This is a genomic window from Paenibacillus sp. sgz302115, from assembly GCF_056120445.1.
In genome coordinates this window covers 1-22,012 of sequence record NZ_JBVYOK010000001.1, presented here as the reverse complement: position 1 = coordinate 22,012, position 22,012 = coordinate 1, and the positions used below count along the sequence as shown (strand labels likewise).

General features: G+C 53.0%; 19 protein-coding genes. 2 read left to right on the top strand and 17 right to left on the bottom strand.

All coding sequences use genetic code 11. The features are described from left to right. Window positions 1-108: 108 nt before the first annotated feature. The 5 genes from rpoZ to AC0LWN_RS00075 are packed head-to-tail and all read right to left on the bottom strand — an operon-like array spanning window position 109 to window position 4,067. Complete coding sequence (gene rpoZ, locus AC0LWN_RS00095) at window positions 109-309, bottom strand: DNA-directed RNA polymerase subunit omega (RefSeq protein WP_019911455.1); 201 nt, start codon at window positions 307-309, stop codon at window positions 109-111. A 55-nt stretch (window positions 310-364) separates the two neighbouring features. Then, the gene (gene gmk / locus AC0LWN_RS00090; RefSeq protein ID WP_458965819.1) at window positions 365-934 is read right to left on the bottom strand and encodes a guanylate kinase; all 570 of its coding nucleotides are present in this window, start codon (window positions 932-934) and stop codon (window positions 365-367) included. Between the two features lie 18 nt (window positions 935-952). Then, window positions 953-1,213, bottom strand: a complete 261-nt coding sequence (gene remA / locus AC0LWN_RS00085) for an extracellular matrix/biofilm regulator RemA (RefSeq protein ID WP_006209218.1) — start codon at window positions 1,211-1,213, stop codon at window positions 953-955. 50 nt (window positions 1,214-1,263) lie between these two features. Beyond that, window positions 1,264-2,154, bottom strand: coding sequence for a YicC/YloC family endoribonuclease (locus AC0LWN_RS00080; RefSeq protein ID WP_474662640.1), 891 nt, complete (start codon window positions 2,152-2,154; stop codon window positions 1,264-1,266). Window positions 2,155-2,192: 38 nt separating this feature from the next. After that, a complete protein-coding gene (locus AC0LWN_RS00075) occupies window positions 2,193-4,067 on the bottom strand; it encodes a bifunctional homocysteine S-methyltransferase/methylenetetrahydrofolate reductase (protein WP_474662639.1) in 1,875 nt (624 codons plus the stop codon). Window positions 4,068-4,236: 169 nt separating this feature from the next. Here AC0LWN_RS00075 and AC0LWN_RS00070 point away from each other — a divergent pair, with 169 nt between their 5' ends. Next, on the top strand, window positions 4,237-4,494 hold the full coding sequence (locus AC0LWN_RS00070; protein ID WP_474662638.1) for a hypothetical protein: 258 nt from the start codon (window positions 4,237-4,239) through the stop codon (window positions 4,492-4,494). Here AC0LWN_RS00070 and AC0LWN_RS00065 read toward each other — a convergent pair. The 5 genes from AC0LWN_RS00065 to AC0LWN_RS00045 form a co-directional block, all read right to left on the bottom strand. Further along, window positions 4,467-5,567 carry a GerAB/ArcD/ProY family transporter gene (locus tag AC0LWN_RS00065; protein WP_474662637.1) on the bottom strand — a complete coding sequence of 367 codons (1,101 nt, stop codon included), beginning with the start codon at window positions 5,565-5,567 and terminating at the stop codon, window positions 4,467-4,469. The two genes, AC0LWN_RS00070 and AC0LWN_RS00065, sit on opposite strands and share 28 nt — an antisense overlap. Window positions 5,568-5,589: 22 nt before the next feature. Next, entirely contained in the window at window positions 5,590-6,795 is a 1,206-nt protein-coding gene (locus AC0LWN_RS00060) for a Ger(x)C family spore germination protein (protein WP_474662636.1), read from the bottom strand. Continuing rightward, window positions 6,785-8,455 carry a spore germination protein gene (locus AC0LWN_RS00055; RefSeq protein ID WP_474662635.1) on the bottom strand — a complete coding sequence of 557 codons (1,671 nt, stop codon included), beginning with the start codon at window positions 8,453-8,455 and terminating at the stop codon, window positions 6,785-6,787. The genes AC0LWN_RS00060 and AC0LWN_RS00055 overlap by 11 nt, the downstream gene beginning before the upstream one ends. A 157-nt stretch (window positions 8,456-8,612) precedes the next feature. After that, window positions 8,613-9,449: a diaminopimelate epimerase gene (gene dapF, locus AC0LWN_RS00050; RefSeq protein ID WP_474662634.1), complete on the bottom strand. Its 837-nt coding sequence runs from the start codon at window positions 9,447-9,449 to the stop codon at window positions 8,613-8,615. Window positions 9,450-9,521: 72 nt separating this feature from the next. Continuing rightward, on the bottom strand, window positions 9,522-12,344 hold the full coding sequence (locus AC0LWN_RS00045; protein ID WP_474662633.1) for a calcium-translocating P-type ATPase, SERCA-type: 2,823 nt from the start codon (window positions 12,342-12,344) through the stop codon (window positions 9,522-9,524). A gap of 192 nt (window positions 12,345-12,536) precedes the next feature. On the opposite strand from AC0LWN_RS00045, the gene AC0LWN_RS00040 reads away from it, so the two are divergent. Then, a complete protein-coding gene (locus tag AC0LWN_RS00040) occupies window positions 12,537-14,453 on the top strand; it encodes an Rqc2 family fibronectin-binding protein (RefSeq protein ID WP_474662632.1) in 1,917 nt (638 codons plus the stop codon). Window positions 14,454-14,675: 222 nt separating this feature from the next. Here AC0LWN_RS00040 and AC0LWN_RS00035 read toward each other — a convergent pair whose 3' ends face one another. From AC0LWN_RS00035 to AC0LWN_RS00005, 7 genes are all read right to left on the bottom strand, one after another. Then, window positions 14,676-15,581 (bottom strand): PHP domain-containing protein, encoded by a 906-nt coding sequence (locus AC0LWN_RS00035; RefSeq protein ID WP_474662631.1) that lies wholly within the window; start codon window positions 15,579-15,581, stop codon window positions 14,676-14,678. A 24-nt stretch (window positions 15,582-15,605) separates the two neighbouring features. Continuing rightward, window positions 15,606-16,175 carry a GNAT family N-acetyltransferase gene (locus tag AC0LWN_RS00030; RefSeq protein WP_474662630.1) on the bottom strand — a complete coding sequence of 190 codons (570 nt, stop codon included), beginning with the start codon at window positions 16,173-16,175 and terminating at the stop codon, window positions 15,606-15,608. An 88-nt stretch (window positions 16,176-16,263) separates the two neighbouring features. Beyond that, the gene (locus tag AC0LWN_RS00025; RefSeq protein WP_474662629.1) at window positions 16,264-17,163 is read right to left on the bottom strand and encodes a LysR family transcriptional regulator; all 900 of its coding nucleotides are present in this window, start codon (window positions 17,161-17,163) and stop codon (window positions 16,264-16,266) included. A 78-nt stretch (window positions 17,164-17,241) separates the two neighbouring features. Further along, entirely contained in the window at window positions 17,242-17,685 is a 444-nt protein-coding gene (locus tag AC0LWN_RS00020) for a hypothetical protein (protein ID WP_474662628.1), read from the bottom strand. Between the two features lie 69 nt (window positions 17,686-17,754). After that, complete coding sequence (locus tag AC0LWN_RS00015; RefSeq protein WP_474662627.1) at window positions 17,755-18,720, bottom strand: GGDEF domain-containing protein; 966 nt, start codon at window positions 18,718-18,720, stop codon at window positions 17,755-17,757. Next, on the bottom strand, window positions 18,701-19,609 hold the full coding sequence (locus tag AC0LWN_RS00010; RefSeq protein ID WP_474662626.1) for an EAL domain-containing protein: 909 nt from the start codon (window positions 19,607-19,609) through the stop codon (window positions 18,701-18,703). The genes AC0LWN_RS00015 and AC0LWN_RS00010 overlap by 20 nt, the downstream gene beginning before the upstream one ends. A 160-nt stretch (window positions 19,610-19,769) precedes the next feature. Beyond that, window positions 19,770-21,758 carry a Na+/H+ antiporter gene (locus tag AC0LWN_RS00005; RefSeq protein ID WP_474662625.1) on the bottom strand — a complete coding sequence of 663 codons (1,989 nt, stop codon included), beginning with the start codon at window positions 21,756-21,758 and terminating at the stop codon, window positions 19,770-19,772. Window positions 21,759-22,012 lie beyond the last annotated feature (254 nt).

The following is a 22,012-nucleotide window of genomic DNA, read 5'->3' as shown; positions in this document are numbered from 1 at the left end:
AAGCCAAGCAGAAACGATATCAGCCTCTCTGAGGACGACATCGTTTCTGCAAGCGACCCTGTTCAAAGGCGATGTCCGCTTGTACAGGGCTTAGCAGGAAATTCGGAACTACTCTTCGCCGCGTGTTACAACAATACGGTCTTCATAGATTTCTTCCAGAGCAACACCCACGTATTTGTGCGATTTCGGCGCTTTGATCTCAGTCTTGCCGCCTTCACGGAGCGATCTTGCCCGGCGGGCGGAAGCGACAACCAGCGAATACTTGCTGTCTACTTTGTTTACCATTTCATCAATAGAAGGATATAGCATGTAAGACACCTCTTCATCTTTTACTGTAACTATGATCTTATAACTGTTGCGCCTGTCATCTCACCTTACAATGTTCGGCGATAATGATGCTTTCTATTCGCTTGCAGGCCAGATCAATCTCATCGTTCACTACTGCATAGTCGTAATGCCGGATCAGGCCGATCTCATCCTCTGCCACGGACATACGGTGGCTAATGACATCAGGATGCTCCGTGCCGCGCCCGCGGATGCGGTCCTTCAATTCATCCATGGAAGGCGGAAGAAGGAACACAAAGATGCCCTCAGGGAATTTCTCCTTGACCTTGAGTGCTCCCTGAACCTCGATCTCTAAGATAATATCTTTTCCACTCTCGAGTGTTCTCTCTACAAAGTCACGCGGAGTCCCGTAATAATTGCCTACGTACTCCGCAAATTCAAGCAGCTGGTCAGCTTCAATCATCGCCTCGAACTGCTCTTTCGTTTTGAAAAAATAGTTAACTCCGTTCTCCTCGCCTTCGCGCGGCAAGCGTGTAGTTGCGGATACGGAATAGACAAGCTCGGGCATCTTCGGCCGCAGCGCGGTACACACGGTACCCTTACCGACACCGGAAGGGCCGGACAAAATGATCAGCAATCCTTTTGACATAGTACACTCCATTTGTTGTTATTCGTCATTATCGTCATCTTTGCTGGACAAGCGGTGCGCCACGGTCTCCGGCTGAACCGCCGAGAGAATAACATGATCGCTGTCTGTAATGATAACAGCCCGCGTCCGGCGGCCATACGTGGCGTCGATCAGCATATGCCGGTCTCTGGCTTCCTGGATGATGCGTTTGATTGGTGCAGATTCCGGGCTGACAATGGAAATAATGCGGTTCGCCGATACGATATTTCCAAAGCCGATGTTGATTAATTTAATTGCCATGTTCCGGTTGTTCCCCCCATAGGTTACATCTTTGCTTACTCAGATACCTGTCATTCAATATTCGCTGCTTGTTCACGTATCTTCTCCAGCTCGGCCTTCATCTCAAGCGTAAGGTTCACCAGAGTCAGATGATTGCACTTCGACCCGATTGTATTCGTCTCCCTGTTCATCTCCTGAATGAGAAAGTCCAGCTTGCGTCCTGCGGGCTCGCTCCCCTTGAGCAGAGCCTTGCATTGTTCAAAATGACTGTTCAGCCGGGTAAGCTCTTCATCAATATTACAGCGGTCGGCAAAGATAGCAATCTCCATTCCAAATTTATGCTCTTCAAAAGGGAACGTCCCGTCATTCAGCACGCTCAGCCGCTGCCGCAGCTTCTCGCGGTACTCGCTTACCACAGCCGGAGCAAGTCCGGCCATTTCGGTATGCAACGCCTCCAAATGGGTCAGCCGCAGCGCAAGATCAGCGGCAAGATAACCGCCTTCCCGTGCGCGCATCTCCATCAGAGAATGCAAGCTCTGGTTCAGCCCAAGCTCAAGGACTTCCGCAAAATCTTCAAACGAGGCCTGCGTGTGGGCATCCTCCTTGAATTCCATTACACCGGGCATAGAGAGCAGGTCGCGAAGGCTCAGCTCACCCTTAAGTCCAAAATCATCTTTCAGCTGCTCCGCTGACTTCAAATAGGAACGCACCGCTGAACGGTTCAGCACCTGTGCAGGAGCCGTTTCTTCGGTATGTTCCCTACTAATGATGACATCTACCCGTCCCCGTTTGATATGAGCTTGAACCTGTCTTCGCAGCATATCCTCATAAACCGTCCAATCCCGGGGCATCCGCAGCACAACTTCGCAGTAACGGTTATTCACCGATTTGACTTCGAACGTAATCTTGTAACCGCCGAATTGCAGGGATGATTGACCGTATCCGGTCATGCTAAATGACAACGGAATCACATCCATTACACTATTGTAATTGATAATTACTAGCGAAACAAGGGGGACAATTTGCGCCCCTGTTTCTCCCACACGTACTCCAGAAGCTGCACACTCATATCATAAAACATAAATGGCGTCATCAGATAGATGCCGTTAAAATGCGCCATAGCCGCATCCAGCAACTCTTTGGCAATCCGTACGCCCTCTGCGCGGCCCTCTTCTCCTTCCAGTCCCTCCATACGGCTGCGTACCTCAGGGGAGAGCTGGATGCCGGGGACCTCATTGTGAAGATATTCGGCGTTGCGCCCGCTCGCCAGCGGCATGATGCCGATAAAAATCGGGATATCGAGATGCCCGGTAGCCTTCGCGATACGTTCAATCAACTCGGAATCATATACCGGCTGAGTCATAATATAATCCGCGCCGGAGGCAATCTTTTTCTCCAGCCGTTCTACCGCCTTGTCCAAATGTTTGACATTAGGGTTAAATGCCGCGCCGATGACGAAGTTCGCTTTCTGCTTCAGCGGCTTGCCGGAGAAGGCAATGCCGTCGTTAAGCTGTTTGATCATCCGGATAATTTCGAATGAGGTCAGATCGTAAATCGAGCTTGAGCCCGGCAAATCCCCGAAGCGGGCCGGGTCGCCGGTCACTGCCAGCACATGATCAATGCCGAGGGCATCGAAGCCCATCAGATGAGACTGTGTTCCGATCAGATTGCGGTCGCGGCAGGCGATATGCACCAGCGGTCTCAGCCCCGTGCGGGCCTGAACCAAATGCCCAAGCGCCATGTTGCTCATCCGGGTCACCGCGAGCGAGTTGTCCGCCAGCGTCAGGGCATCCGCCCCCGCTCTGCGCAGCGCATCCGCGCCTCTCATGAATTTGGCAATGTCCAGGTCACGCGGCGGATCAAGCTCTACGATTACCGTATGCCGCTCCTTGACCAGATCCACCAAATTCGGCTCACTGCCGTCACGTCCCTCATCTTCACCGAGATGCTCCTGTACGGCGATCCGCTCCACCTTGGTGTGTAGAGTTGGCTCTGGCAGAGGCTGCGGCGCATAATCCTTCAGCGCTGCAGAGATTTCTGCAATATGCTGTGGCGTTGTGCCGCAGCAGCCCCCGATAATCCGGCAGCCCATATCCGCAAAGACCGGAGCCATCTGGCCGAAATATTCCGGCGATGCTCCATAGCGGTACTGTCCATCTACATAATCGGCAATGCCGGCGTTCGGATATACCGAGGCAGGAAGCTTAAGGCTTCCCTGCAGCGATTTGAGCGCCCGTTTGATCCCATTCGGTCCGGTGCGGCAGTTGAAGCCGATAATATCCGCCCCGTCCTGCTCCAGAATATGAAAAGCCTCCTGCAGCGTCAATCCGTCAAGAGTACGAGCAGTCTCGTCCACCGCCAACTGGCAAATCACGGGAACCTCGCTGAGCTTGCGGACCGCCCTTAGCGCCAGATGCAGCTCTTCCACATCGTAGAAGGTTTCCAGCAGGATGCCGTCCGGCTGCTCTTCAAGCAGCGCGGAAAATTGCTGGGCATAGAACCGCTTCAGCTCCGAGCTGGACAGATTAGCCCTTTTGCCGGCCCGGATCGAGCCTACCGCACCTACGACATATCCTGCATCACCGGCAGCCTGCCGTGCAATCCGCATACCGGCACGGTTAATTTCATTTACCTTGGCCTCCAGGCCAAACTTGGACAGCTTATCATAATTGGCCGAATACGTATTGCTCTCCAGCAGCACCGCCCCGGCCTCAATATAGCTTCGGTGTACATCCTCAATGACCCCCGGAGAGGTCAAATTCAATTCTTCATAGGAGATGCCGACAGGGAAGCCTTTCTGATACAAGAAAGTTCCCATCGCTCCGTCTCCGACCAATACGTTATTATTCCATGCAGAGCGCAAATCCGGCTTCACCGCAAGAACCTCCCCTATCAGACCATAGTTTCATACTAATGTAACATAAAACGGGATGGATGATAAGCTTTCACAGGTAAAAGCGAAGCATTGATAAAGCGGAAATTGCATGACGGCGGGGGAAATGATTCATACTAGCTGAAAGTGATTCAATAGGGGGAAGTATTCCATGAAGAAAAAAACCAGAAGGCAACTGCTGAAAAAATACACAATAATTCTGCTGCTGGCCGCGCTCTCTCTACTCTATTTATATTTTGGCGACTGGCTCTTCGGCTATGGTATGGGGAATATCAGGTACATTTTGAACTATTTATTGTATACCGCTTCCGAAAAGCTGGCCGCCGTGATCATGCTGCTGTGTCTCATCATCCCGGATGCCGTCTGCTTCATTCGGGGAAGTCAGCCCGGGCGGCGGGCCGAGAAATAACTTCTCAGCAAAGAGATCAGAATCAGAACAACCGGAACGGCCAGCATGAAAAAAGGGAACACCGTGTACAGCAGCCTTCCGCCCTCATCCAAATGCTCGGTAAAGCTGCGGGCGTCGAGCATGGAGGTGAACAGAATGATCAGCGCACAGGGATAAATCATTCTGCGGTAGGCGATTCCGAACAAATCGGAAATCCCGATCAGCGCTGCGGCAAAAAATACAGCCATTTTGAAAAATACTCCGATAATGAGCACCATGACCACAAAGATATCCACGCGCTGAATGAAGTCCGAGATGGAAATCTTGCTGATCGTCGGCATGAGCGGCAGCGGAGAACGTTCCACAATATCTGCCCCCAGCACCGAAATGTTTAGAGCCATCGTATAGCTGAGCATCAGGGCTGCAGACAGCATCGCCGCCGCGATGACCCAGGGCCCTTTTTTGGAATTGGAGAGCAAGGGCATCAGCATGGTAAAAGCAATCATTTCGCCAAAAGGGAACATGTAGTTTTGTTGCAGCACGGAACGAATCACAGGCTCTGCCCCATCCTCCAGCATCGGAAAGAGGCGGTTCAAATCAACAGACCCTGAGAGCACCAGCATAATTGTGCTGAATATGCCAATCAACAACACTAGAATCAGAAAAACCATGGATGTCCGCGTAAGAACTTCAACACCTTTATGCAGCACATAAGCGCTTGAAAGAATCATCAGCGTACTTAGAATGAACAACGGGGTATTATGCATCGTAGCCATCGCCAGCATAGTGCTGCCATCGCGCAAATCCCGGCCTGCCAGACTGATGTACAAAATAATATACATTAACGCAACCGGAGCTCCGATGTATTTGCCCAGCAGCTTTCTGGCATAACCTGTTAAGGGCATTTCAGGATACTTCCGGTACAGATAGGCATAACCTGCAAAAACAATTACACCCGCCACGCTGCCGAATAAAATGGAGAGCCAGGCATCCCTGCCCGCTGCCATGCCCAAATTAACGACAAGCGCCGTCCCTAACTCGAACAGCAGGGTAATGCTGAAGAACTGGACAAGCCCGACTTTTACGGTTCCCATAATCTCTCCCCTTCCACTCTCATTAGTAAACCTGGAATGAATTCTCGCGCATATCTGTATGTCTGATTACGGTGTCCGCATCAATGTTGACGTTACAGGCCGCAAAGATTTTCTCCCAATGATTTTTCACCTTCTTCCATCCGCGCGGATTTTCCCGCTCCACCACCTCACCGAAGCCAAGGTAATCACTTCCCAGCTTTCGGGCAGAGGCAATCGCGGTTTGAATTTGACTGCGGGTTTCTTCTGTCAGTTGATCCGACAGCCTTTCCAGTACTTTCGGCGAGGTAAGGTCAAATGAATTGGGAGACTCCTTAAGAGCCGCCTGCTGGGTAATTTTGATGTTAATAACGGGATGCTCCGGGTCCTTTGCTGATGCGGTAACCGATACCTGGGATTGATAGACATTAAAAGCCAGATATCCTTTCTCATTTTTTATCACTACCGGAAACTCTTTGGTTTTGTTGAGCAAAAGAACTGTGCCGAGCGCGGATTTCCCCTCAAGCCAGCCTCTCAGCTTATCATCCTTGAAAGCCGCCAGTTTGGAAACTCTCAGAATTGTTTGCGGTGCGATGGTTTTCAAATTGTCGTTGGTGTCCGCGCTCTCTCTGTTCCCGCTTGTAAAAACACCGTTAATGACCGGTCCGCCGCCCCTGATTTGAATCCCCCTGATCACATCATCGACCTCCATCTTGAAATTGTAGCCAAACTGCTTCGAGGTGGTAGCCAGCTTTTCAACCAGATCACTCGAAGGAATCTTGCTGAACACGGTCATCGTTGACATCACTTCGCGGGCCGGCTGATCCTTGGAGACAAAAACCAGGCTGGTCATCCGCATATCGCTCTCCCGTTCCATCACATCCAGCATGTCCTTGATGCCCTCCCGGGCAAATTTCTCGGAAATCACTATAACCCTGATATGCCCGAGGGATAAGAAACGCGCCGTCTGCCGCGAAGCATTCGCGAGCGCTTCATACATTGTGCGTCCGCTGCCGGTATATAAGGCCACCGGTGAAGTATTCCTGGTTTTTTCCCCGGAAATTTCTTCTGACACAATGACCTGAAAGGAAAGCATATATTTCTCGTCATCCGAAGGCCCCCTGTCGATGGCAACTCCGGATACGATCGCCCGGCGGTTAAGCTCGACACTGTCCCAGCAGCCGGTGAGCACGAGCGGCAGCAGAACCTGCATAGCTGCAAGCAGTGTGAAAGCGAGGCTTCTAATCTTCATCAAGCTGATCTCCTGTTCCAGATTTCCCTGCGGTCTTGTTCTCACGAATCGGCGGCGCCAGCGCTTCCTCATTTCCCGTTGTCACCCGCATAAACTTCGGCAGCTCGGCACGCATCTGCTGCGGTGATTTACGGGGAGACATGAGCCAGAGCGGCATTCTTAAGATCGTATCCTTTTGGCCTTTGACAGACAGCGGCACAAACGGGGACAAATACGGGATACCGAAGGAGCGCAGGCTGTTCATATGAGCTACCATCACAATCAGCCCCAGGGTCACGCCATAGAAGCCGAACATCGCGGCAAGCAGCAGAAAAGCAAAGCGGATCAGTCGCCCGGCAATGGCCATGTTGTACGCCGGAATCGCGAAGCTGGCAATCCCGGTCAAGGCGACTACAATCACCATAATCGGGGCGATAATACCGGCCTCGACGACAGCCTGCCCCAGAATCAGCGCCCCGACGACCGAAACGGTCTGTCCAATGACACGCGGCATCCTAACTCCGGCTTCACGGAGGATTTCAAAAGCGCTCTCCATCAGAAGAGCCTCGACAAACGCCGGGAACGGCACATTTTCCCGTTGAGCCAGTAGACTAACGAGCAGCGTCGTCGGAATCATTTCATAGTGATAGGTCGTCAGCGCAATGTAAACCGCAGGCCCAAGAATCAGGACAATAAAACTTAAGTACCGTACAATCCGCATCAGAATGGCAATATCGAACCTTTGCGAGTAATCCTCTGCCGACTGGAAGAACTGGGTGAATACAGCCGGTAAAATGAGCACAAACGGAGTCCCATCGACAATGATCACTACCCGCCCTTCCAGCAAATTGCCGGCGGCAACATCCGGACGCTCCGAATTATAGATCGTCGGGAACGGAGTAAAGGTCTTGTCCTGAATAAGCTCTTCGATAAAACCGGACTCCAGCACTTCATCCATAGCAATCTTGTTCAGGCGCTCCCGGACCTCGCGGAGCAAATCCTCTCCTGCGAAACCCTCTACATACATTAGCGCCACAAGCGTCTGTGTTTCGCTCCCGATCTTCATATACTCCAGGCGAAGCTTGGGGGACTTGATTCTCCGGCGGATCAGGGAGATGTTGGTGGCGACTGATTCGACAAAACCATCCTTCGGGCCTCTGACGACCATTTGCGAGGAGGACTCGCTGACCGATCGCCATTCACCGCCCTTCGTTGCGCACAGGATTGCCGCACTATAGCCATCAAGCAGAATTGCCGTATCCCCTGAGAGAACCGCCAGCATAATCTCTTTCCAATCATCCATGATTTCCGCCTCACCGATCTCCAGGGCCCTGCTCAGAATCATGCCTGGGAGCTTGCCGCTCCCGTCGTCACTCTCTGCACAGTCCATGATCAGGCCGTCCGTACTCACAGCAAGGAGTGAGCCGACCACAAATTCGTTCACAGCGGTGGAGTCAACCAGCCCGCTCAGGTGGACAGCTGCGGCGCGGATGCGGTGAGGCCCGCCAAGCTGGACCTCCCGGATTTTGAGATCAGGGCTGTTTCCAAGCTCTGACTGAATACCTGCAAGGCTCACGGACAGCTCCGTAGATAATCTTGAAGGTCCGCTTATCTGCGATGAACCGGATTGTTCACTCTGCGCCGTTTTGCCTCTGCTTGCAGCATTCCTCTTTGTGTCCATGTTAGCCCCCCCATCCATACTGGGTGCTATTATTTGCATTAAGCTCTTCCATTATTCGGGTGTTCTTCCACAGCGGCACAACAAAGATGCCCCGCAGGCGTCACGCTGCGGGGCATCTTTGTACCGTTCCTATTCGAAGATACATTAAGTTACAGATTTAGATTTCAACTGAACCCGTATATACAACCTTCGCCGGGCCGGTCATGTACACATGATTGTCTTGTTCGTTCCATTCAATAAACAGATCGCCGCCCTTCAGGCTGATTGTAGCCGAGCGGTCGGTCAGACCGTTCAGCACGGAGGAGACCAGCGTAGCGCAGGCACCGGTGCCGCAGGCGAGTGTAGGGCCGGCGCCGCGTTCCCAGACACGCATATCCACATGGCTGCGGCTGGTTACGGTAGCGAACTCTACATTAACTTTTCTCGGGAACAGAGGATGCACCTCCAGCTTAGGCCCCCAGGTGTTCAAATCAAAACCTACGGCATCGTCCACGTAGATTACACAGTGCGGGTTGCCCATGGATACGGCGGTGAACTTGAACTCAGTTCCGTCCGTTTCAATCGGCTGATCCAGCACAGGCTCGGCATCAATGGCAACCGGAATTTGCAAGCCGGACAATACAGGCTCGCCCATATCGACTGTAACGGTCTCCACTATGCCATCCTTCACCTGCAGGGATACTTTTTGCTCACCGGCGCCAATCGTTTCAATAACAATCTGCTCTGAGCTGACAAGACCGTGCTCATAGACGTATTTGGATACGCAGCGGATCGCATTGCCGCACTGCTCCGCTTCCGAGCCGTCCGAGTTCATTATGCGCATCATATAATCTCCGCGCTCTGAAGGGAGAATGTATACCAGGCCGTCGGCGCCGATGCCGAAGAACCGGTTGCATAAGGTAACCGCAAGCTCCGAAGCATTGCCGGGCAGCTCCTGCTCGCCGAATACGATGATAAAGTCATTGCCTAAGCCATGCATTTTGGTAAATTCCATTGAAATTCCACTCCTAATAACAAAGTATCGTGAACCAAGCATACCTCAAGGAGTGGGTTTAAGCTATTGATTTTATGCCGAAATTTTTGTACTTTTTATCATTGCCCGTCCGCCGCTGCGGCTGCGGTTCTTCTTGCCTCCCCACACGCTGCCCGCCCCCATTACAAATGTAGGGATTCCGGCGGCGACCAGCACCAGGCTCCAGTCGCGTAAGCCGAGCGGCACAGTCTTGAAGACCGGCTGAAGCGGCGGCAGATACATCACAGCCAGCATTAGCAGAACGGATGACAGCACAGCAAGCACCAGAAATTTGTTCTGGAACGGATTGCGGTGGAACACCGAGCGCGAGCTGCGGCAGTCAAAGACATGGATCAATTGTGCCATAACGAGTGTTGCAAAAGCGACCGACTGCGCCCGGATTAGCTGCGCCGGACTGCCCGGGTCAATCCGCAGCGTCAGCCAGAAGGCGGCCAGCGTGCACAGACCGATCAGCAGCCCGCGGCTGATGATTTTCCAGCCGAGGCGACGGGCGAAAATGTTCTCCTTCGCCCCGCGCGGCTTATGCTCCATCAGGTCCTTCTCGGGCTGGTCCACACCAAGCGCCATAGCCGGCAGTCCGTCGGTCACCAGATTGACCCAGAGAATCTGAATCGGAACGAGCGGCAGCGGCAGCCCCAGCATCATGGCGAAGAACATCGTCAGGATCTCTCCGACATTGGAGGCGAGCAGATAGCGGATAAATTTACGGATATTCTCGTAAATATTCCGCCCCTCCTCAATAGCAGCGACAATTGTGGAGAAGTTGTCGTCGCCCAGTACCAGCGCGGAAGCTTCTTTCGTTACATCCGTACCGGTGATGCCCATGGCTATGCCGATGTCCGCCGCTTTGATGGCCGGCGCGTCGTTGACACCGTCTCCGGTCATCGCCACCACATGGCCGTGGCGCTGCAGCGACTTGACGATGCGCAGCTTGTGCTCCGGGGATACCCGCGCGTATACATACACATTATCCGAGACTTTATCCAGAGCATCGTCATCCATCCGGGAGAGCTGGCTGCCGGTCAGCACGGTTCCGCCGCGCTGCAGGATGCCGAGCTGATGGGCAATCGCCTCGGCTGTTGTGCCATGGTCGCCGGTGATCATCACCGTCTTGATTCCGGCACGGCGGGTAACACTGATCGCATCGCGGACCTCACGCCGCGGCGGGTCGATCATGCCGGCCAGCCCAACGAACACAAGCTGGGCTTCCGCTTCCTTTTCGCTCCCCGCCACTTCTCCTGTGCGCATATCGCGGTAGGCCATCCCCAGCACACGCAGCGCGCCGGAGGCCATCTCCTCGTTCGCTTCCAGCACCTTCTGGCGCAGGGTTGGCGTGCAAGGTACAACACCGCCCTCCCACAGCATATAGGAGCAGCAATTCAGCAGCACGTCCGGCGCCCCTTTGGTGCAGATCATCCGTCCGCCGGGATGGCTCACAACGACAGACATCAGCTTGCGTTCCGAATCAAACGGAAATTCCTTCTCCCTTGTATACGTTACCGCCAAGGTCTGTGCGGTCAGCCCCATCTTCGCGGACAAGGCGACCAGCGCGCCTTCAGTCGGATCGCCCTTCAGCTCCCATACCGACGACTGGCCCGCAGGGCTTTTATCCGCTTCGCCGCCCTTTTCCTTACCCTTGCGTTTCCCGCGTGCTTCCCCGGAAAAGGTCTCTACGATCTCCGCATTGCTGCACAAGGCGCCAATCTGAAGCATGCGCCGCAGATTTTGATCATTTTTCAGATCAATGGGCTTGCCCTTTTGCAGCACATGCCCGCTCGGAGCATAACCTTCACCGGTGACCTCCAGCTTGCGTCCGGCGTTCCATAGCTGCGTCACTGTCATTTTGTTCTGGGTCAGGGTACCTGTCTTATCAGAGCAGATCACCGAGGCGCAGCCGAGCGTTTCCACCGAAGGCAGCTTGCGGACAATGGCTTTGCGCTTGATCATCCGCTGCACGCCCAGCGCCAGTGCAATCGTCACAATGGCCGGCAGCCCTTCCGGTATAGCAGCGACGGCAAGGCTGACTCCGGCCAGGAACATGCCCGCCGCCGGCTGGCCGTGCAGAATGCCCGCAACGACAACGACAATCGTTAATCCTAGGGAGACATAGATCAGAATTTTGCCGAGCTGCTCCAGCCGGTGCTGCAGCGGCGTCTCCTGAGATTCGGTATTCTGAATCAAATCGGCGATTTTGCCCATTTCGGTATCCATCCCGGTACGGACAACAATCGCCTTACCGGTCCCCCTGGTGACCATCGTGCCCAGGAAGCCGATATTTTTCTGGTCGCCAAGCGGAATCTCCTCGGCATGAATCGCTTCCGAATGCTTGGAGACCGGTACGGATTCACCGGTTAATGCCGACTCCTCGGCGTACAGCGCGCTGCACTGCAGCCAGCGGACATCGGCGGGAATCCGGTCGCCGCTCTCCAGCAGCACAATATCTCCGGGGACCAGCATTTTTGCCGGAATATGCATAAGCTTGCCATCCCGCAGCACCTTCGCGGACGGTGCGGAGAGCTGCTTCAGTGCCCGCAGCGAACGCTCGGCACGGAATTCCTGCACAAAGCCCAGCACCCCGTTCAGCATAATAATGGCGACAATCGTTATTGCATCCAGGTATTCACCCAGCAGGCCGGACACCAGCGTTGCTCCCATCAGCACCAGCACCATGAAATCCTTGAACTGGTTCAGGAGCAACGTCAGCGGGGATACGGCCTTCCCTTCCGACAGCTCATTGTGCCCGTTCTCCTTCAGCTTCTCTGCGGCATCCTCTCCGCTTAGGCCCGACTCCGGATGAACGCTGAACATCTTCTGCAGTTCCTCTGCACCGAGCCGGTGCCAACTTTTTTGTTCCATAATCCTTCTTTCCCCTCCCGGTCGTTTCTTGACTTCCGGCGGCGCACAGCTTTTCCACCTGTTCATGTCCAAGTGTATTCATGGTCGTCCCAAAATATCACTGAAGACAGGCTTCTCCTTTTGCGCAAAAGTGTCAAAGTATGGCATCATAGAGAAGAGAACATTATTATCAGGCGACAGGAGAACATTATCATGGCATTAGACGGCATTGTAACCAGAGCGATCGTGCACGAGCTTGAACCCTTTATTGGTGCACGCATCGGCAAAATATATCAACCCAGCACCCACGACCTGATCTTTATCCTTCGGGGCTCCGGCGGCGGCGGCAAGCTGCTGCTGTCGGCCAATCCGACATACCCGCGCCTTCATCTTACCGACAGGAACAGCATCAATCCGGCGGAAGCCCCGATGTTCTGCATGCTGATGCGCAAGCACTGCGAAGGCGGAACCATCGAGAGCATCAGCCAGGTCGGCATGGAGCGCATCATTCATATTAATGTCCGGACCCGGGATGAGCTGGGGGATGTATCCGCCAAAAAAATCATCATCGAGCTGATGGGCCGGCACAGCAATATCATTCTCACGGAGCTGGCTACCGGCACCATTATCGACGGGATTCATCACGTCACGCCATCCATCAGCAGCTACCGCAATGTAATGCCGGGTATCGCCTACATCGAACCGCCGCAGCAGCATAAGCTGAACCCGCTTGATGTTGGCCGCGAGGCATTTCTTAATCTTGCGGCTGCCGCCGAGGAGGAGGCGCTGCTGGCTGGCAGCAAGGAAGAGCAGGAACCCGAGGAAATGATCGAGGGCGAGCTGGCCGACCTCTTGAAATCGCTGGAGGAGCCGAAAGCCTCAGGCTCCGGGGGACCAGCGCCATCCGCCGATCCTATAGGCTGGATGGTCCATGCCTTCAGCGGCATGAGTCCGCTGATTGCCGGGGAGATTGTACTGCAGCGCAAGGCTGCAGCTTCGAAGAGGGACGCCGCTGGCGCCGCGCATAGCGGTTCATCAGCGGAGGGCAGCGCCCGGGCAGATGCGGCTGCATTGTGGGAAGCCTTCGATGCGGTTCTTGCGCCGGTGCGGGAAGCCAGATTCTCCCCGATGTCCGGCTTGAACGCCAAAGGCAAACCGGTCTTCTCGGCGATTCCGCTCTCGCTTTCGGATGAGCATGTGAAGCACTACAGCACCATCAGCGCCTGTCTAGAGGATTATTACGGGGATAAAGCCGAACGCGATACAGTAAAACAGCGGGTCAGCGACCTGATCCGGTTCCTCGGGAATGAACGGAGCAAAAATGTCAAAAAGCTGGCGAATTTGCAAAAGGATCTCGACGAAGCCCAGGATGCCGATCAATTCCGCATCTGGGGTGAGCTGCTGTTCGCTTCACTGCATGCGGTGTCCAAAGGCGACAAGCAAGCTACGCTTGTGAATTATTACGACGAAGACCAGGCGGAAATCACCATCCCGCTCGATCCGCTGCTGAATCCTTCGGACAATGCGCAGCGTTATTTCAAGAAATACAACAAATACAAGAACAGCCTGCTGGTGATCAACGAGCAGCTGCTCAAGACCCATGAAGAGATTACCTACATGGAGACGCTGCTGCAGCAGCTTGCCCACGCTTCACTGAACGATATCGAGGAAATCCGCGACGAGCTGGTGAGCCAGGGCTACCTGCGCGACCGCAGCAAAAAAGGCAAAAAGAAAAAGAAAACCGCCCGCCCTACGCTGCAGGTGTTCACCTCTTCTGAAGGCGTGGATATCTATGTAGGCAAAAACAATCTGCAGAACGAGTACGTCACCAACCGTCTGGCTTCTGCGAATGACACCTGGCTGCACACTAAAGATATTCCCGGCTCCCATGTCGTGATCCGCAGCGAATCCTTCGGGGACGCCACACTTGAAGAGGCCGCACAATTAGCCGCCTATTTCAGCCAGGCCAAGCAGTCCAGCAGCGTTCCGGTAGATTGCACCCTGATCCGTCATGTCCGCAAGCCAAGCGGGGCCAAACCCGGATTCGTGATCTACGATCACCAGAAGACCCTATTCGTTACCCCGGATGAAGAGCGGATCAAAAGCCTGCCGAACACGCTTAGAAGCTAACAGCAGCCACTGAATGTAATGGCGATCACGGATGGCCGTCTGCCATCCTAACAAGTAGAAACGGCTACGCCGTCCATGTATTTTCAAAAAGAACCTCCAGCCATGTGCGGGTCATTCTCATGCCCGCCATTCGGCTGGAGGTTCTTTATATTCCAGTGAGCGGAGTAAGCTGCCGCTTCCCGCGTATGCAATTCTATCGTCCCAAGCACCGCTGCAAGCTGCTCAGAGCTGCTCCGGCTTCTGTTCAAGCTGTCTGAGCTGGGACAGCACAGCGGCCGGAACCGACACGCTGCCGATCTCACCGTGGAACACAACACCCTGGCGTGCTCCGTGGAAATCCGAGCCTCCTGTGACCAGCAGGCCAAATTCATTCGCCAGCGCCAGATAACGCTCCTCGTCCTCACAGCTGTGATCCGAATGATACACTTCAATTCCGCGCAGAGCGCTACGCTCTATGATACCGCGCACCAGTTCGTCATCCCCGTAGATGCCGGGATGGGCAAGCACTGGTGCGCCTCCTGCTTCCACGATCCACTCACAGGCCAGCTCCGGCGTAATCCGCGGCGGCGATACGTAGGCTGCAGCACCTTCAGCCAAATACTTGTCAAAGGCGTCCCGCATATTCTCCGCCGCACCCAGCCGCACCAGTTCATCGGCAATATGCGGACGGCCGACACTTTCGTCCGGCTTCAGTTCACGGCCTATGCCTGCTATTACCTGATCCAGCGTGATCCCTATACCCAGCCCCTGCAGCTTGGCAATAATGGCATCATTGCGCCGGGCCCGCGTATCCCTCTGCTCGGCAAGCCGGGAGAGGAACAGCTCCTGCTCCGTGTCGATGTAATATCCAAGCACATGAATCTCTTTGCCGCCCGCACGTGTGCTGATCTCGACACCCGGAACAACGGTAATTCCGTATTTCCGGCCTGCTTCCAGCGCTTCCGCCACTCCGGCTACCGTGTCATGGTCGGTGATCGCCACCGCTGCGAGCCCTTTTTCATGGGCCAGCCGCACATTTTCCGCCGGAGGCTGCATGCCGTCCGAAGACAATGTATGAGTATGCAGATCGCAGCGGCCTGCCAATCCGCCGCTATCTTTTAAATGATCATTATGGTTCGCTTGTTTCACCTGTCCGTCACCTCACTGTTCAAGTTAATGCCCCATTCCGGCTTCCCATTCCTCACGAAGAATTCCCATCTTGATTGCATCATAATACCCGCCGCGCACAATCCGCGCTTTACGGACCCGCGCTTCTTCGATCATGCCGCATTTGGCGGCCAGCCCCATCATTCTCACATTGCCGGACCACGTGCCAATCCCGAGGCGGACCGTATCCATCGCTTGAAACAGATAACTCATCCACATCCGAAACGCTTCAGTCCCATATCCGCCAGACCAATAACGCGAATCATAGATTGAGATGCCGATCTCGAACCAATTCGTTTCCTCAGACACCCAATACCTGCTTACCATTCCCTTAAGTTCACCATTGATCTCGATGATCAGGCGGCTGCGGGGCGTATCTGTACCCACCAGTTCGAGTGTATTAGCGAATTTCGGTTCGAAAGCTTCATAGCTTTCCCATTCCCGCTGGTAATACGGGCCGTCCCATTCCAAATGCTCACGATCATCCGCTTCAAAATTGTAATAATAGATGGTGCGGATATCCTCTTGCGTCAAGTCCCTCAGTGTGACTTTGTCTCCCTGCAGCAAAATCGCCATACGTATCCTCCGCTCGTTTTTTTCGCATTCGAGTACCATAATACTCCAAAAAAACGATTTTTCGTATGTACAAAATTTTTATACTCCTTTATTTATCCCCCGCATGCTGGCGCAAAAAGGTGAGAAACGTAACCGCTGAGATCGGCAGCAGGGTTGATTTGAGATGGATCGCATAGAATTGTCTTTTAAAAGATGCGTCCGTGATGTTCACGACCTTCAGCAGACCCAGCGCCACCTCATGCTTGACCGAAGAGGTCGAGATAATGGTAATCCCCAGCCCCGCTTCCACCGCCGATTTCACAGCTCCCGTGCTTCCCAGCTCCATGACCACGCGCATCGCGCCCGGATCAAGTCCTTTGGCGAGCAATTGCTCCACCATCACCCGGCGGGTTCCCGAGCCCTGCTCACGCAGCACAAACGGATGGCGCAGCGCCTCCTCCAGCGTTACCTCGTTCCTTCCTGCAAGCGGATGCTCCCGGGGCACAATCAGCTTCAGCTCGTCACCCATAACCGGCTCAATAACCATGTCGGGATGGGATACCGGGGCTTCAATCAGTCCGAAGTTCAATTGGTGCTTGTGAATCTCCTCCATGAGCTGCGAGGTATTCATCACCTTCATCATAATCGAGATGTGCGGATACTCTTTGCCAAAAGGCCCCAGCAGGCGCGGCAGCACATATTCGCCGATCGTCAGACTTGCTCCGAGCTGCAGACGCCCTTCCAGCATGTGGGTAAAAGCAGACATCGCCTGGTCCGTCTCTCGCATGAGTTGAATGCTGCGCAGTGCGAACGGCAGCAGGGTGCGGCCGGCTTCGGAGAGCATGATCTTTTTGCTGGAACGGTCAAAGAGCTTGGTTCCGAAATAATCCTCAAGCGCCTGCACCTGCATCGTCACCGCCGGCTGTGTCATATGCAGCGTCTGGGCTGCCGCAGAGAAGCTCCCCCGCTCGGAAACTGTATAAAAAATATGAAGCTGATGAAAATTCATGCGTTCATAACTCCTTCTTCTAGTTCAAAAAAAACATGCAGCCGTCAGCCGCATGCCTTCTTGTTAAATTTGTATGCGTCATCTGCGTCTGCGGCGTTTCTTCATCAGCTTCATCCGGCGGGAGTAGCGCAGAAAGGAATAGTAATTCCTCAAATCCCGCAGCTGGGGAGTAGCTGATATTTTGCCAAGAAACGATACAATCACCATAACATACAGCGGATGGCCGGAAAGCGATGTTACCCCTTCCAGCTCCGTAAACTCAACGATAACCGCCATATCATTGTCAATCAGATACGCATTATACTCTCTGTGCGAATACGGTCTTAACCGGTTCATCTTCACACATTGCCAGATCCATGCACCAAGGTCCTCGTCCTTGCCGTCTTCCTGATTGATTCTGTCCGCAAAACGGCTCCTCGCATGAGGGGTTATGAAGATATCAGCAACCCTGTATTCATTTAGCATGATGTGGAAGGGCTCATATACCCCCCATTCATCCATCCCCTTGCTCTGCATCTTCATCACACTCCACCGTGGCATGCTCTTATTGTTGTCAATCTTACCCTATTGACGTTTGTTGAGCAAGCTTAGTCAGCCTGATTTCGTTGCCGGGACGCTTCTGTCATCCACATAGCTGCTGCCATTGATCATTTTGCATTTTTTCTTAAGCCGTGCCGCTTCACCTGAAATATCCTGGGTGGAATCGAAGCGCCGGAAGCGGTTGGTGACGACAGCAATGGAGATTGAGACCAGCGGAATTTCTTCCATCATTCCTGAACGGCTTTCGGACAGCACATACTGCTGCGCCAGGTGAGTCTGAGTATAGAAGCCTTTTACCGCCCTGTCGAACTCAGCGATAATTGTCCGGCAGTAATCCTCATAATAATAATTATCGATAAAAATAATAAAATCATCCCCGCCGATATGTCCGAGAAAGCCATCCAGCCGCAGCGTGCAATGCTTCAGAATTTCTGCCGTAGCCTGAATCATCCGGTCGCCTTCCTTAAATCCGTATGTATCATTGTATGCTTTGAAATGGTCCAGATCAATATAGAGCACACTGAACTGCTCCTGCAGCAGTGATTTTACCATCCATTCATTGATGCTGAGATTGCCCGGCAGACCGGTCAACGGATTCAGGAAGCTGGCAGCAACCGCCTGAATCTCGGCAAAGTTAAGCAATAAATCCCTTACGCTCACCGCTCCAAACAACGAATCCTCATGGACGACAAGCACATAATCATAAAGATTCTCTTCACTTCTGTCCATTGCCAGTCTGCTCACTTCGGTGATAGGCGTCTTATACTCCACAACCAGCGGATGCTTGTCCATGATCAGCCCGATGGACCTGCCCATATAGAGCGTGAAGCCATACAAGGTGCCGATCTGCTGATAAAAGCGAATTCTCATGATCAGCGCCACAGGATGCCCATTATCCGTTACTGCCACCCCCTGAAGCTGGGGATTGCATTTGAAAATCTGGTCCACATATTCACATTTATGATGAAGCGAAATCTCCGGGATTTGCTCTGCGATTTCACCGATCTGAAGAAACATGCTTATAGCCTCCTCTAACTGGAACTTTTGGCGAAGACGGCGGAAATTCTCCCTGAACAGGCCAGTGGCCCGGCCTGCCCAGCGCATACCCTTGTCCAAAATCAATGCCCGCCAGCTGCAGATACAGCAGCTCCTCCGGCGTTTCAATCCCCTCGGCAATCACCCGGGTTGCGGAACGTTCGGCATATTCTCGGATCAGCTCCAGCAGCTCTTGCTGCTCCCGGTTGTCATGAATTCCGCGGATCAGTGACTTGTCCAGCTTGATGAATTCCGGCTTCAAGTATACCAGAGTTTTGAGACTGTTATACCCGGAGCCGGCGTCGTCCACTGCGATGCGAAAACCCTGCTCACGGTAATGGGAGAGCACCTTTTCAAAGCCTACATAGTCCTGCACCGCCTGCCTCTCCGTCAGCTCGAATACGACACGCTCCGGAGAAAGTTCCAGCTCTTGCAGCAGACCGAGCGTCTCCCCGCTTTTATGCCGGACATCATTCAGCACCCCCGGATGCACATTGATAAAAACAAGCCTCTCCGCCCCGCACTCCGGCTCAGGCAATCTTTCCACATACCGCGAGAGCGAAATCCGCCGGCAATACTGCTCGAACCTGAACATCTGCTCCGTTCGTCCGGCAAATTCATAAAAATGCTCCGTGGTCGGAAAATGCGGGGAGGCCGGCGGCCGGTTCAGCACCTCATGTCCGATGGTTCGCCCGCTTCCCAGCTCCAATATAGGCTGAAAAAAGGTATCCAGCCTTCCGTTATCCATAATTTCGAGAAGCGCGGACAATCTTCCCAGCTCCTTGACCTCATTCCGCAGCCTCCCGTTGACATGCTGGAAATACTGGGGGATCGCAAGCAGCTTTTGGGTTAACGCCTTACGTTTCGTCATTCAATCACCTGTATGCCTATCCTCGTGAATTTTGTCACTCTCTTATAAGCATATAACGGAAGTATTAACCAGCGATAAAGTATGAGGCTATCTCCTTCTATTCGTCAATTTTCTTCCTTCATGGCCACAGGACTCGGGCAGTCTGAACCGGCTCGCACAATTACAGCGCTTCTTCCCTCAGATCATGCTCCATGATTGATAAATTGTTCTTCAGTTCCTTCATAACGGCTCTTCGAATCCGCCCGGCCTCGAACATGTCCCGAATCTGATCGCGTTCCAATTGAATCCCGATTCTGGACAGCTCATAGAGCGCCGAGTCGACCTCCTCCTTTTTGGAGAACTTCGCCCCTGCTTCCTTTAGTACCGCCAGTTCTCTTTCATAACGTACAACCATCGAGCTGACAATCTCAATATCCCATTCGTCTCCAGCCAGCAGTTCATTCAACTGCTTGAGGACATAAGTACAATTAAGAATCCGCAAAGCCTTCAATTCTGCGCGTTTTTCAGAAAAACTCATCGCGGCCTGTTGCAGCAGCTCCATAGATCGCGGCCAGCTCCTTAAGGAGCTCAGTTCCTTTTTATATTCAGCTTCATGGGTGTACATTAACAGCAGTCTATTTATTTTTCTCAAATAACGATGTGCTGTATAAGAGTTGATTTCTTTAGAGCTGATTGCAAGCAGCGTCCGTTCTTTTTCCCATTTCAGCATACTAATGCCAAGGGCCCGCTCCTTTGATTGCGTTTGCGCGTTGTTCTGCAGCTTTTGAATTCTGGATTTATAAGTATCAATAGTCAGGCCCACGGCCAGTTTATTCTTGTCGGTAATTTGCTCATTCAACCCGGCAACGACATTGCGCAGAATATCAATTTTTGCCTGAGCCTCATCCTCACTTTGCTCCTCAGCAGTTTCTGTTCCCACCAACAGAGGCAGGAGGTAGTTCGCTCCAAGCAGCGTCCAGATGATGACACCGGCTGCCAAAAAAATGATCAGATCTCTTGCCGGAAACGGCAGCCCATTATCTAAAAAGAACGGCAGCGACAAAGCACTTACCAGTGTTATAGTGCCCCGTACACCGGACAAGGTGACAATGAGGGCATGCTGCATCCTGACGCGCCAAGGCTCACCTGTTGCCCTGCTGCGGCGAGTATCCATCACAAGAACCCAGAGCAGCCGCAGTCCGAGCACAAACACAGTGATCACTAAGGAGTAGAATATAACTTGACAATTCCCGATTTCCGAGCTTTCCCATATTGTCTGAATAATGTCCGGCAGTTGTGTGCCCAGCAGCAGAAACACCGCTCCGTTCAAGACAAAGATGATGACGGACCAGGTGCTTTTGGATACAACTCTAAGCATTGCCAGCTCGGGATGCAATTGCTTGAACCCGAAAGAATGGGCGATTCCGGCACTGACTACAGCAAGGATTCCGTTGACCCCCAGCTTCTCAGCCGCAATAAAAATGGCAAACGGCGTTATGATTTCAATCAGCATGTGCAGCGTGACATTTTCCATTCCCAGGCTCCGCAGCCATCTCACAAGCAAATATTTGATGAAGGTCAGCAGCAGCCCCAGAACGATTCCGCCGAGCGAAATGCCAATAAAGCTGAGACCGGCGAGCTTGAACGAGAACGCCCCCGTTGCCATAGCAGCTACAGCAAATTGAAAGGAGACTAGTCCTGAAGCGTCGTTGATCAAGGACTCGCCTTCCAGTATTTTCATCGTTTGATGGGGAATTTTGATTTTTTCTTCGAGCGCACCGACAGCTATAGCATCCGTAGGCGCCAGCGCAGCAGCCAAAGCAAAAGACGCCGCTAATGGAATAACGGGCAGCAGCCAATTCAAGAAATAACCTAGAGCTGCAACCGTCATAAATACCAGGCCCAAGGCCAGCCATAAAATAGGCTTCCGGAGTTCCCACAACGCTTCTTTATTTGCGAGCTTCCCGTCATTAAATAGCAAGGGAGCGATGAATAACAATAAAAACAATTCCGGGTTTAAGGTTAGCTCATAATGCAGGGGCAACAATGTAATTGCCATTCCCAGCACAATTTGAATGATAGGAATAGAGACGGAGGGAATAAACCGATGCACCAGATTGGACAGGGAGACAGCGGTCAGCATCAATAAAATAAATTCAAACAATTGCAAAGGATTCAGCCACCTTCTAAGTATTAATTCTACTATGAAGCAGCTTTTTAAACTGAATATAAACTTGAATTTAAAAGTGTACAGACAACAAAAAAACAAGCGCCAAAGGCGCCTCAGAGTGTCGAGAAACCCAGGTCTTTTAATGGCCTTGGGTTTCTTTTGTGTTTCAATGTCGGCGTGCGCGCGGGAAAACGAGGGGGTTACCCCCGTTTTTCCCGGCGATCCAGGTGGATCGCCATCTTCTTCATGTTCTG